Below are 12,455 nucleotides of genomic sequence, written 5' to 3' on the forward strand. Positions count from 1 at the left end.
TCTGCACATATCGTGCGCGCCATATCAGTAACGCGATACATGGCGTGATTGGAGGGAGACCTCGTGCCGCCTTCTTTTTTTAGTTTCCCTGCTGTCCGCGTCACAATACCTCCCGAGTTGGCCAGTGAAGCCGCGCTCCTCACCTATTTAGGTCTGTCGGCCAATGAGTTGAAGAAGATCTGGTGGTTTCGCGGGCGCATGTATCATCAGTTCGAGATCGCCAAGGGTAGGGACAAGACCAGGATTATCAACGCGCCGAACGAACGCCTCAAATATCTTCAGAGACATATCGCGCCGCTACTCGACCAGCTCTATCGCGTGCGGAATCCAGTTCACGGATTTGTCTCCGGGAAATCGGTAAAGACCAACGCGCTCGCGCACCTACGCAAACGCTTCGTGCTTAACATCGATCTGAAGGATTTCTTCCCGTCGATCACCGAAAACCGGGTCGCCGGCGTCCTTGAAGCTCTCGGCATCGACAGTCGCGTAGCAAGCATAGTCGCCCGGCTCTGCTGTCATAACGCTCATCTGCCTCAGGGTGCGCCGACCAGCCCCGTCCTCTCCAACATGATCTGTTTTCGCTTGGATAAGGAACTGCTTACCTTCGCGAAGAGCGCGCGCTGCATCTACACACGCTATGCAGACGACATCACGCTTTCGAGCAATCAACCCATGACGGCGCTATTCGAGGGGCCAGCTCAGCCCTTGGGGCATTTCGCACCCGACCTCCTCGTCGCGACCTTGCGCAACATTGTTGTCACCAACGGATTTGCGATAAATCCCAACAAGGCGCACTACGCCGATCGAAATTCGCGCCGGATGGTTACAGGGCTCAAGATCAACGAGCTAATCAATGTGGATCGCCGCTACGTTAGAAATGTGCGAGCAGCGCTCTACTCAGTGGAGACGCTTGGCAGAAAGGCCGCGCAGGCCAAGTTCAAAAGCGAGCATGGCGGCACGTCCGATCTCGGCGAGCACCTCGGAGGCAAGATCATCTGGCTCAGGTACATCCGAGGCCAATCCGACCCTGTGTTTCGGGCTATTGCTGTTCGTTTCAACGCTAGCTTCCCGGACCGAAGGATCGAGGTGACGCCGACTGCGGACGAGGTCCGTGACCGGGCTGTGTGGGTAATCGAGTATTGTGAGGGTGAGGGCGAGCAGCTCCAGTTGTCGCAGGGCAGTGCCTTCTTTCTCGAGGATGCCGGCCTTGTCACCGCCGCGCATTGCGTTGAGGGAGTGGACGAGGTTGAAGTCTACCACCCGAGCAAGCCCTCTAACAGATTCAAGGCGACAGTGCTCAAGCGCGACGAGCACCGTGATCTTGCGGTTCTTGGTCACGCTATCCCAACTACCGAGTATTTCGATTTCGGGCGATCAACCCACACCGTTGCAGTAGGTCAAGAGTTGACCGCAGTCGGCTATCCAAGCTTTGGCCCTGGCGACCGGCTCAATGTCCGGGATGGGAAGGTGAGCTCACTTCCTGTCAAGCATGGCGTCAAGCTGATCGAGGTGACGCAAAAGCTCTCGCAGGGTATGTCTGGTGGTCCTCTGCTGGACGGCAACGACGCGGTTGTTGGCGTCGTTCACAAAGGGGGACCGGGCGAAGGACGAGACTTCGCTATTCATGTCGAGGTGCTAAACGATTGGCTTGCTGAGTAGACGTTCGGATTGTCCGCGCCGCGCAATTGTAAAGATATCCGCCCGAAGGCGTCGCCCTCCGTTGCGACTACATGAAGAAGCGGAATTGATAGGGAGCGTTTCCTAGACGATCCATGCGCTTCACAACGCGGGCGAGAACCTGTGCGTAGCCCATCGTCACTGGCAAATGGTCATAGAGCGCGTCATTGTTCCAGTTCATTTTTGAGAGTGCCAAAGCTGAACGGGCTGTTTCGTCCCAAGGGCCATGCCCCGCATGGCGAACAAGTCGGATTGGCTGGGGTGTGCTCTTGCCGCCTTGGAAATAATCCCGACGTTCTGCAATCCCACTGACTGTGCCGCGCATCCAAAGAAGCGCATCGCGGGGGCCTAGGCTCAGGAGTGATCCCCGTTCGACAGGGTACGCTGCCGCTTTTCCCTTTGAAGAATTGCTGCCGCCGGAGTCGATGCGAACGCCACGCCAACCAATGTCCTCGACAACTTGGACAAGGTCGACCGCCTCGCAGAGATGGAGCGCTTCCATACATCCGTCGATTTCATCCGGCTTGAACTCCGTCGACTTGTGGACGATGACGCGACGCGGCACCCGGCCGGCATGCCTGCGCCGATAGAGATCGAGAGAGCGCGTCATCACCCGGAACATCTCAGTCCGTGACATGAATGGATTCTCGCGCTGGATCTCTACCTCGTGAGCGTCGTAGGCTATGAACTCAAGCCCGGCTCCCTCCGCATCAAAGACTTGGCTACAGCATGTGACGAAGCGAGGACGGGCGGACAGGACAGGACGCACGGCGTACGAGATCCCTATGAAAGCGGTTTCCGCATCGGTATCGGCTAGCTTCCAAGGCACGCCGCCTGCTTTCGCATAAAGGGCTAGGCCAATGCGCCACATCACGCTCGCCCGGTCTGGGTAGGCCAGCGCCTTGTCTTCACGAACGAGCTGAATCGGCAAGCCGCGCGCCGCGGTCATTGCCTTTAGGTGGTCGTGCAGATCGAAATCCTCGCCGGCGGCGCCGACATAACCCGCCTGCCAACGGACAGGGATGTAGATGAAAAGTACGTCGAACTCTGCGCGACGCATATCCAGTGCTTGGATCGCCCGAGTAAGCCGGTCAGCGATCACAAGATGCGGCGTGGGAGAGGCCTCGATATCGCGGTCAACATTCGCATCGAGCTGCAGATGACAAGAAGTGGCCGCCCCGCGCATATGCAAGTTGAACACGGCGCTGAACCCGGGCCACTTCGGTACGTAGTCCTTCCGCTCGCGGGGCTCGAATACCGAGTTTAGCTCTTTCATGAAGTCGTAGAGGGCCTGACTTTCTCCAAAGGGAGCTATCGTCGCTACGCGTATTGGATCGGGCACCAAACCGGCAGAGTAAGGGCCATAACGGAGCAAGCCGCGTAGCGGGTGAATGTCCGTGTCGCCGGGCCGATCAGGATGAAACAGAAGCCGGGCCTCCGGCAGCCAGATATGTGCGCCAACCTCACTGCTCATGGGCCTATTCTCCGCGAGAACGCGGTCGCATCGGAGAGCTGAAAGACAGCTTCGAGACCTGCGCTGACCCCTAATGCGCGCTGTGGAACTCCGCCGTTCGCGAGCCTGGCGGCCCAGAACCCGATTAGCGCATTCAGTGGACCGTTGTAGCGTTTCACGGTTCTTTCTCTTGCGAAGTCTGTCGCTGCAAAACGATTTTCATCCGAAAGGCCGGAAAATACGATTCGGGGCTCAACCAGAAGCCAAGGTCGTTCGTCTGCCCAATCGATCCTAAGGCCAACACCCTCACGCCAACTCAGTTCAGGGAATTTCTCAACGATCCCCGACAGTTTCCCAACGATAGATCTCAACTCTTCCCATTCGGATGACTTGGGATCGGAGGGAGCCAGGAGATCGGTGGTTCGGCGATGGTCAATCGTGAGCCCGCTTTCCCTCGCAAGCGCGCGCGATAGAGCATCGCGCAGAAGCCCGCGTTCGCCCGTCTCGTTGCGGAGGCGCTGCGGCTCGATGGGGTGAAGAGCAAAATCGGTGATCCCGAATGGCTCGAACGCGGCACGAAGGTCGGCATCCGCCCCGAACGCCAGGACGCCAGCCCTTGTTCGTGTGCACAACACGTCCACCTCGGCCACCGCCACCGCTGTTCGCACAGCTGCATGACCTTCGATATTGCATACGATCCGTCGGCAGGTCGATGGCAAGACAGCGATGGGGAGGGCATTGAGCCGAATGACCGGCCAACCCTTCTTGCCAGCCGGCGCGGGCGTCGCGGTCCACCGCCGCCGTTCGCCTGCAACAGCATCCAATGCCGTCGTGTCGATCCCTTTCAAAAGCCGCACAAGGTCGCGAGTTGTCTCGTCGAAATTCTCGATAGTCACCAATCCGCCATCGATTCCTCTCTCGGCTGCGTGAGCTAGTAGCGAGGTCACGGCAGGCAGCGGGGGATAATCTCCGCGATGCAACCAAAAGAAGCCGCCTGGAAAGCTGGAATCCTGCTTCAATGCTTCTGTCAGTGTTGACATAACCGATTCATCACGCCCGCTATAGCCGGCCACGACCATCCCAGACGTTTGGCACGCTTCTATTAGGATACGCCTGAGTTGAGCGTCTTGGTGGCGGAGCTCCTCTGGCGTGTTCTTTAAGCGCCGAAAACGAAAATCGCCGTGCAACTTGATTTGGGCGGGCCAACGTTGTCCGCTGATTGTCTCGCGCGCCAGTTCGGGCGCCTGCAATCCCGCAGTTGTGAGCGCGGACGTAGTGCCAAAGACCTTTGCGCACGCGTCGTCGACTAGGTCGTCGAAGTTTGTTGTCCAGATGATCTTAGAGTACTCGGCCATCAGCAACGTCGCTAGCGCGAGATGGCCGTAAGACGGCTTGGCGCCCCGTGTTCTGGACTCGATGTACGTGCGGCGATCGGCCTCGCCTGGCCAAGCGGCTTCGAATATGGCTGCGTACTCATCTGGCGCACCTTCGACGGGGAAAGTGCCCGACGAACTTATGTAATTTTGAATGAGGGAACGGACCGCCGGGTTGGTCAGGTCCTCGACCGATTTTGGTGATACCTTTCTCTGACTAACATAGAGCGCCTGTTTGAATTCCCAGAGCATTTCGCCGGCGGTTGGAATACCGGAGGACGCTGACGCGCCCGCTCCAAGTAGCCACATGAGACCACCCGCACGCATTTGAAAACGGCGGGCGAAGTCGTCGGACTCTACAATCGGATAAACGTGCTCGATTCGCATCGTGACATAGTATCAGGTCGTGTGCGGGAGTAAGGCTTAGTTGATCCAATCCCAAGGCAATAATGTTACTTGCCCCAGGTTGGGTGAGTTTGCGCGAGGGTCCCTATAAACGACCCCTTGCCATCCCCCACGCCTTCCCCTAATCTCCTCTGAGAAAACCTTTTCCCAAATCGCCCTGCGCTCGTCATCCCCCCAAGTCAGCACCCCGCAGGACCATAAGAGAAAAGCTTTTCCCAAATGGGAGGATCGATATCCTGGCGTCCGATGCGCAGCCAACGCCTGTCAAGCAGCCCGTCACCCTGCGTGAGGTGGCGGCGCTTGCCGGCGTCAGCGTCGCTACGGCCTCCAAAGCGCTGAACGGGCAGGGGCGGATGACGGCGGAGACGCGCGAGCGTATTCGCGAGACGGCGCAGCGGCTTGGCTTTCGCCCGAACAGCTTGGCGCAGAGCCTGTTGCGGCGGCGCTCCTTTACCGTCGGGCTGTTGACCAACGACACCTATGGCCGGTTTTCGCTGCCGCTGATGGCCGGCGTTTCCGACGCGCTGGTCGATGCCGGCGTCTCGGTGTTTTTGTGCAATGTCGAGGACGACCCGCGCCTTGCCCAGCTGCATGTCGATGCCATGCTCGACAAGCGCGTCGATGGCATCATCGCCACCGGCAAGCGCATCGACCGCCATCTGCCGGTCGACCTCGCCAATCTCGGCATTCCGGCGATCTACGCCTTCACCGAGCCCGATCCCGGCGCCATCGCTTTTGTGTCCGACGATGCCGGCGGGGCGCGGCTGGCGGTCGAGCACTTTTGCCGGCTCGGGCGGCGGCGCATCGCCCATGTCAGCGGTCCGGCGAGCTTTGCCGTGGTGCATGCCCGCGCCGAGGCCTATCGCGCGGTGCTGGCCGAGAACGGCCTGCCGGTCATGGAGCCGCTGCTCGGCCCGTGGTCGGAAGCCTGGGGGCATGAGGCGATCGGAAAGCTGTTCGACGGCGAGAGGTTCGACGGCACGCGGGAGCGGCCCGATGCCGTCTTCTGCGGCAACGACCAGATCGCGCGCGGCGTCATCGACGCCTTGCGCGAGCGCGGTATCGGCGTGCCGGACGAGGTCGGCGTCATCGGCTTCGACAATTGGCAGATCGTCGCCGAGGCGACCCGCCCGCCGCTCACCTCGGTCGACATGAACCTTTCAGCACTTGGCCGCGAGGCCGGCCTTGCCTTGCTTTCGCTCGTCGGCGGCGAACCCGCTTTGCCGGGCATCAGAAAACTGCCGTGCCGGCTGGTGGTGCGTCAGTCATGCGGCCGTCCGCCGGACGGCTGAACGAAACGGGCCGTGTCGATAGTCACCCGCTTGGGGGCGCGGCTAAATTAAAACGCTAAATTAAAACCATGTGGAGGAGAAGCATGAGAACCACCATTACCGGGCTCGCCATCGCCGCGAGCATTTTGGGCACGCTGGCGACAGCCGGCTCGGCCGCCGCCGACACCGCCAACATCTGGGTTCGCGCCGACGGCTCGAACTTCATGCCGCGCGTCGTCGATGCCTTCAACAAGGGGCATCAGAACCAGATCAAGCTGGACATCATCCCCAACGCCGAAATCATTCCGAAATACGGCGCGGCCGCCGCCGGCGGCACGGCACCCGACGCGCTGTCGCTCGACCTGATCTACACGCCGTCCTTCGCCGCCGCCGGCCAGCTCGAGGACATCACCGACTGGGCGAAATCGCTGCCTTATTTCGCCAGCCTGTCGCCGGCGCATGTCAAGACCGGCACCTATAAGGGCCGCATCTACGGGCTGCCGTTCTCGGCCGATTCCTCGGTGCTGATCTGGAACAAGAAGCTGTTCAAGCAGGCCGGCCTCGATCCGGAAAAGGGCCCGACCAACTGGGCCGAGATCGAAGCCGACGCCGAAAAGGTCAACGCGCTCGGCGGCGACATCAAGGGCTTCTACTTCTCCGGCAATTGCGGCGGCTGCAACATCTTCACCTTCACGCCGCTGATCTGGGCCTCGGGCGGCGACATCCTGACCGAGGACGGCTCCAAGGCGACGCTGGACACGCCGCAGATGCGCGGTGCCATCGACCTCTACCGTTCGATGGTCAAGAAGGACCTGGTGCCTTCAGGCGCGCAGACCGACACCGGCTCCAACTTCTTTGCCGCCTTCGCCACAGGCAATATCGGCATCTCGCCATCCGGCGCCTTCGCCATCGGCGCGTTGAACACGCAATATCCCGACATCGACTACGGCATCACCTTCCTGCCCGGCAAGGACGGCGGCTGGTCGTCGTTTGCCGGCGGCGACAATTTCGTCGTCACCAAGGGCACCACCAAGGTCGCGGTGGTCAAGGAGTTCCTCGACTTCGCCTATTCGCTCGAAGGCCAGACCATCCTGGCGAAATACGGCAGCCTGCCGGTGCGCGGCGACATCGCCAATGAGGCGCTGAAAGACCTCGACCCGCGCTACAAGGTCGCCGCCGAAGCCATGGCCAAGGGCCGCACGCCCTATTCGGTGGTGTTCAACGATCTGATCAACTCGGCCAACGGTCCGTGGAACCAGATGATGAACGAGGTCTTCTTCGGTGAAGACGTCGACGGCGCCATCGCCAACGCGCAGGAGACCATGCAGTCGATCATCGATTCGGCGCCGCAGAAGTAAGGCGCGCCACCTCCCCCTCGAGGGGAGGTCGGACCGCAGGTCCGGGTGGGGTCCGCCGTGAAACCCGCCGACACAAAGAACCGGCGGCGCACGTCGCAGAGGACCCCACCCCCGCAGCCCCTTAACCTCCCCCTTGAGGGGAGGTCGGACCGCAGGTCCGGGTGGGGTCATCGCGGCAGTGCTCGACGCTCTTTTGATGTCGGCGCGCTTCGCGGAGGACCCCACCCCCGGCCTTCGGCCGGACCCTCCCCTCAAGGGGGAGGGGGACGTCCCGCCAATGGAACAACAGGCATGACCACCATCACAGCAACCACCGCCGCGCCAGCGCGCGCATACAAACTGGTCGGCGCCGGCCGCCGGCAGTGGATCGGCCTGCTCTATGTCGCGCCGGCCGTCGCGCTTGTCGTCGTCTTCTTCATCGTGCCGCTTTGCATGACCGCCTGGATGTCGCTGCACAACTGGCCGCTGATGGGCGCGCATAGCTTTATCGGCCTCGACAATTACTGGGCGATCCTGCGCGACACCCGCTTCTGGAACGCGCTGAAGTTCACCGGCTATTACACGGTGGTGGTGACGATCGCGATCTTCGCCGTCGCCTTTCCGCTGGCGCTGTTCATCGAAAGGCCGCGGCAGCTGACCGGCTTCTACCGCACGTCCTTCTTCATGCCGGCGGTCATCGGTTTCGCCTCGGCGAGCCTTTTGTGGTCGTGGCTGCTCAATGTCGATTCCGGCCTGTTCAGCCCGGCCGCCTTCGAGCTCGGCCTGACCGAGAAGAAATTCAACCTGCTGGCGACCTTCCAGCCGGCCTTCTGGTCGATCATCGCCATGGTGGTGTGGAAGGTGGCGGGCTTCACCATGATCATCCTGATGACCGGCCTGCAGTCGATCCCGCCGGATCTGCAGGAGGCGGCGATGATCGACGGGGCAGGGCCATTCGCGCGGTTCCGGGCGATTACCTTGCCCTTGATGCGCCGCACGCTGGCGCTGGCGCTGATCCTGTCGGTCGCCGGCTCGATCCTCGCCTTCGACCAGTTCTACATCATCCTGCGCGGCGGCCCGCGCAACCAGACGCTGACCGCCGTCTACTGGATCTTCAACCAGTCCTTCGTGTCGTTCAAGCTCGGCTATGGCGCAGCACTTTCGATGGTCCTGCTGGTCATCCTGGTGGCGCTCAGCCTCATCCAGCTGCGGCTGCTGCGCAATCCGGAAGGGGTCGACTGATGGCGCAGGCCCGCAGCCGCAAACGCCGCATCGGCATGCAGATTGCCGAGCACTCGACCGGCATCATCGCATCGATACTGTTCCTGGCGCCGATCGCCTGGACGGTGCTTTCGGCCTTCAAGCCGGCGCAGGAGGCGCGTCAGCCGCCGCTGCCGCCGTGGCCGACCAGCGGCATCTCGCTCGAGAACTACGCCACGCTCAACACCTTCGGCGACGGCCTCTGGCTGCCGGCGCAAAACAGCATCTACGTCTCGGTCATGACGGTGGTGCTGTCGGTGATCGTCAGCGTGCTCGCCGGCTACGGTTTCTCGCGCTTCCGCTTTCCGCTGAAGAACCTGCTGTTCGTCGTCATCCTGTCGACGATCATGATCCCGTTCCAGTCGATTCTGACGCCGATCTTCCTGGTGCTGACCAAAATCGGCCTGCACAACACGCTGACCGGGCTGGTCTGCGTCTACGTCACGCTGCAGCTGCCGTTCTCGATCTTCATGATGCGCAACGCCTTCGACGCGGTGCCGCGCGAGATCGAGGAGGCCGCGCGCATGGACGGCGCCAACAACGTCACCATGCTGCTCAGAGTGATGCTGCCGCTGGTCTGGCCGGGCATCGTCACCATCGCGCTGTTCGCCTTCCTCGGCGCCTGGAACGAGTTTCTGGCGGCGCTGGTGCTGATGACAGACCAGTCGAAATTCACGCTGCCGATCATGATGACCGCGCTGCAGTCCGGCCGCTTCGGCGCGATCGACTGGGGCGCCGTGCAGGCCGGCGTCACCGTGATGATGGTGCCGTGCCTGGTGCTCTTCCTGCTGCTGCAGCGCTTCTACATCCGCGGCCTGATGGCAGGGGCCGTGAAGTGACCAATCGAACCGAACCGGAGTAAATTGATGACCGCATCGCAATCCGCCAGTCAGGGCGCCAAGCCGAAACTCGCCTTCCGCCCGCTGCCGGTGCCGCAGGTCGATGTGCGCGGCTTCTGGGGCGACCGCGTCGATGCCGTCGCCTCAAAGACCGCCGGCATCCTCTATGACCGCTGCGTCGAGGCGCGCATGCTGGAGCAGATCGACCCCGACCGGCCGTCGCCCGGCGTCGTCATTCCGTTCCACTCACCCTCGCCGGACGAGGCGGCCACCGCCGGCAACGAGTTCACCGGATCGACGGTGACGACGCAGATGTTCTGGGACTCGGATTGGGGCAAGACCATCGAGACCGCCGCCTATTCGCTCTACCGCCGCCGCAACGACGAGCTGGAGAAGAAGATCGATGCCGTCATCGACATGTACGGCAAGCTGCAGCAGCCCGACGGCTATCTGTCGAGCTGGTACCAGCGCATCCAGCCCGGCCTGCGCTGGACCAATCTGCGCGATTGCCACGAGCTCTATTGCGCCGGCCACCTGATCGAAGGCGCGGTCGCCTATTACCAGGCCACGGGAAAACGCAAGCTGCTCGACATCATGTGCCGCTATGTCGATCACATCGCCGAGACGTTCGGTCCCGAGCCCGGCAAGAAGAAGGGCTATTGCGGCCATGAGGAGATCGAGCTGGCGCTGGTCAAGCTGGCACGGGTGACGGGCGAGCGCAAATACATGGAGCTAGCCAAATACTTCATCGACCAGCGGGGACAGCAGCCGCATTATTTCGACGAGGAGGCGCGTGCCCGCGGCGCCGACCCCAAGGCCTATCATTTCAAGACTTACGAATACAACCAGTCGCACAAGCCGGTGCGCGAGCAGGACAAGGTCGTCGGCCATGCGGTGCGGGCGATGTATCTCTATTCGGGCATGGCCGACATCGCCACCGAATATGGCGACGACACACTGCGGGTGGCGCTCGACCGGCTGTGGGACGACCTCATGACCAAGAACCTCTACGTCACCGGCGGCCTCGGGCCGTCCTCGCACAATGAGGGTTTCACTGCCGATTACGACCTGCCCAACGACACCGCCTATGCCGAAACCTGTGCTTCGGTCGGCCTGGTGTTCTGGGCAAGCCGCATGCTCGGCATGGGCCCCAACGCGCGCTACGCCGACATCATGGAGCGGGCGCTCTACAACGGCTCGATCTCCGGCCTGTCGCTCGACGGCTCGCTGTTCTTCTACGAAAATCCGCTCGAAAGCCGCGGCGCCCACCACCGCTGGAAATGGCACCGCTGCCCGTGCTGCCCGCCCAATGTCGGGCGCATGGTCGCCTCGATCGGCAGCTATTTCTACGGCCTGTCGGACGACGCACTCGCCGTCCATCTTTATGGAAACGGCACGGCTCGTTTCGATATCGCGGGCCGGCAAATAGAGCTCACCCAGACCAGTAATTATCCATGGGACGGCGCGGTCTCGATCTCTGTCGAACCGGAAGCTCCGACCGAGTTCACTTTGCACCTGCGCTTGCCGGCCTGGTGCCGCAAGGCAGCGCTCAAGGTCAACGGCGCCGATGTCGATCTGGCTGCCATCAGCAGCGACGGCTATGCCGCGATCCGCCGCGAATGGCGCAAGGGCGACCGCGTCGAGCTCGACCTCGAAATGGCCGTCGACCGCCTCTACGCCGATCCACAGGTGCGGCAGGATATCGGCCGTGTCGCACTGGCGCGCGGCCCGCTGATCTATTGCGTCGAGGAGACCGACAATTCCAGCCAGCTGCACCGCATCGCTCTGCCGCGAACGGCCGACATCGAGGCGCGTCAGCAGCCGAACCTTCTGGGCGGCGTCGTGATACTTTCGGCGATTGCCAAAAAGGAGGCTTTCGAAAACTGGGAAGAGGGGCTCTACCGCACCGAACCGCCGGCGGTCGAGGACGCGAAAATCACCGCCGTGCCGTATTTCGCCTGGGACAACCGCGACCCCGGCGAGATGCTGGTCTGGCTCAGGGACGAATGAAGCCCGACCGCAGCGCCCGACCGATCTCCTCGGCCACAAGTTCCTGCAACTGCCAGAGATTGCGGTCGCGGATGCCGCAGGCGTCGAGATGGCGAATGGTCTCGAACAGATATTCGGCGCCCGAACCCCAATGGCCGACGGCCGTGGCCAGGGTCGCCGCTATCGCTCGCTTTTCGAGCTTGCCGGCATAGCGCGGATTGGCGGGATCGACAACGAAACCAAGCGCTTGGCCCGTGCCGTCGCCCGTCCTGACCTGCAGCCAGCGCGGCACGTTGACGGCCGGCAGGATGGTCATCTCACGTCGCAGCAGCGTTTCGAGATTGGCCCCCACTGGCTCGGCGACCTCGAACACCATGCCCTGACATTGGCCGCCGCGGTCGAGCGCCATCATCAGGCCGGGCTGCTCGACGGTGCCCCTGAAGCGTTGCACCGTAAAACAGAACGAACGGTGCCAGCCCGTCGCCACGGCCCGTTCGCCACCCCTGACCTCGCCGGCCGGCTTCCACAGCAGCGAACCATAGGCGAACAGCTTCACCGGCCCGGCCGGCGCGCCGGCTAGCACCTCGTCGCGAATGCGCGCGTAATCGGCATCGGTCATATAGACCATGCCCGGCGTCGGCCCGGCATCCTCGACCGCACGCAAGGTGCGGGCGACCAGCGCCTCGGTCAGCGCCATCGGTGTCTTGCGCGGCGAACGCCGTGATGCGGCGGAAATGACCTTGCTCATCCTCATGCTCTCAGCCTTGCCGCCATGTTGCCGAAGGCTGAAGGATTCTCAAGGGCCGAGTACACCAGCGCGGTATCGGGATTCGAACTATCGTGTCCAACAG

At 62.1% G+C, this 12,455-nt stretch carries 9 protein-coding genes; 6 read left to right on the forward strand and 3 right to left on the reverse strand.

Annotated elements, in window-relative coordinates; translation table 11 throughout:
* Positions 1–63: 63 nt before the first annotated feature.
* The gene (locus NKI16_RS27530; RefSeq protein WP_352783237.1) at positions 64–1,659 is read left to right on the forward strand and encodes a trypsin-like peptidase domain-containing protein; all 1,596 of its coding nucleotides are present in this window, start codon (positions 64–66) and stop codon (positions 1,657–1,659) included.
* A gap of 67 nt (positions 1,660–1,726) precedes the next feature.
* Here NKI16_RS27530 and NKI16_RS27535 read toward each other — a convergent pair whose 3' ends face one another.
* Together NKI16_RS27535 and NKI16_RS27540 are read right to left on the reverse strand one after the other, a co-directional pair.
* Positions 1,727–3,151: an argonaute/piwi family protein gene (locus NKI16_RS27535; protein ID WP_352783236.1), complete on the reverse strand. Its 1,425-nt coding sequence runs from the start codon at positions 3,149–3,151 to the stop codon at positions 1,727–1,729.
* On the reverse strand, positions 3,148–4,890 hold the full coding sequence (locus NKI16_RS27540) for an SIR2 family protein (RefSeq protein WP_352841695.1): 1,743 nt from the start codon (positions 4,888–4,890) through the stop codon (positions 3,148–3,150). The genes NKI16_RS27535 and NKI16_RS27540 overlap by 4 nt, the downstream gene beginning before the upstream one ends.
* A 254-nt stretch (positions 4,891–5,144) precedes the next feature.
* On the opposite strand from NKI16_RS27540, the gene NKI16_RS27545 reads away from it, so the two are divergent.
* From NKI16_RS27545 to NKI16_RS27565, 5 genes are all read left to right on the forward strand, one after another.
* Positions 5,145–6,200 (forward strand): LacI family DNA-binding transcriptional regulator, encoded by a 1,056-nt coding sequence (locus NKI16_RS27545; protein ID WP_352783263.1) that lies wholly within the window; start codon positions 5,145–5,147, stop codon positions 6,198–6,200.
* A gap of 83 nt (positions 6,201–6,283) precedes the next feature.
* Positions 6,284–7,537, forward strand: coding sequence for an ABC transporter substrate-binding protein (locus tag NKI16_RS27550; RefSeq protein WP_352783232.1), 1,254 nt, complete (start codon positions 6,284–6,286; stop codon positions 7,535–7,537).
* A 291-nt stretch (positions 7,538–7,828) separates the two neighbouring features.
* Positions 7,829–8,758 (forward strand): carbohydrate ABC transporter permease, encoded by a 930-nt coding sequence (locus tag NKI16_RS27555; protein ID WP_352452309.1) that lies wholly within the window; start codon positions 7,829–7,831, stop codon positions 8,756–8,758.
* Entirely contained in the window at positions 8,758–9,615 is an 858-nt protein-coding gene (locus NKI16_RS27560) for a carbohydrate ABC transporter permease (protein WP_254817449.1), read from the forward strand. The genes NKI16_RS27555 and NKI16_RS27560 overlap by 1 nt, the downstream gene beginning before the upstream one ends.
* A 27-nt stretch (positions 9,616–9,642) precedes the next feature.
* Entirely contained in the window at positions 9,643–11,625 is a 1,983-nt protein-coding gene (locus NKI16_RS27565; RefSeq protein ID WP_352624182.1) for a glycoside hydrolase family 127 protein, read from the forward strand.
* Here the strand turns inward: NKI16_RS27565 and NKI16_RS27570 are convergent.
* Positions 11,612–12,352: a gamma-glutamylcyclotransferase gene (locus NKI16_RS27570; protein ID WP_352569789.1), complete on the reverse strand. Its 741-nt coding sequence runs from the start codon at positions 12,350–12,352 to the stop codon at positions 11,612–11,614. The genes NKI16_RS27565 and NKI16_RS27570 overlap by 14 nt on opposite strands.
* Positions 12,353–12,455 lie beyond the last annotated feature (103 nt).

It is taken from the genome of Mesorhizobium sp. M0698, assembly GCF_040320455.1.
In the GTDB taxonomy this organism is placed as follows: Bacteria; Pseudomonadota; Alphaproteobacteria; order Rhizobiales; family Rhizobiaceae; genus Mesorhizobium.

Excerpts from the sequence above, each read along its gene's own strand:
- NKI16_RS27550 (WP_352783232.1), top strand. The coding sequence starts at position 6,284 with ATGAGAACCACCATTACCGGGCTCGCCATCGCCGCGAGCATTTTGGGC.
- NKI16_RS27535 (WP_352783236.1), bottom strand. The coding sequence starts at position 3,151 with ATGAGCAGTGAGGTTGGCGCACATATCTGGCTGCCGGAGGCCCGGCTT.
- NKI16_RS27555 (WP_352452309.1), top strand. The coding sequence starts at position 7,829 with ATGACCACCATCACAGCAACCACCGCCGCGCCAGCGCGCGCATACAAA.
- NKI16_RS27560 (WP_254817449.1), top strand. The coding sequence starts at position 8,758 with ATGGCGCAGGCCCGCAGCCGCAAACGCCGCATCGGCATGCAGATTGCC.
- NKI16_RS27565 (WP_352624182.1), top strand. The coding sequence starts at position 9,643 with ATGACCGCATCGCAATCCGCCAGTCAGGGCGCCAAGCCGAAACTCGCC.
- NKI16_RS27570 (WP_352569789.1), bottom strand. The coding sequence starts at position 12,352 with ATGAGCAAGGTCATTTCCGCCGCATCACGGCGTTCGCCGCGCAAGACA.
- NKI16_RS27540 (WP_352841695.1), bottom strand. The coding sequence starts at position 4,890 with ATGCGAATCGAGCACGTTTATCCGATTGTAGAGTCCGACGACTTCGCC.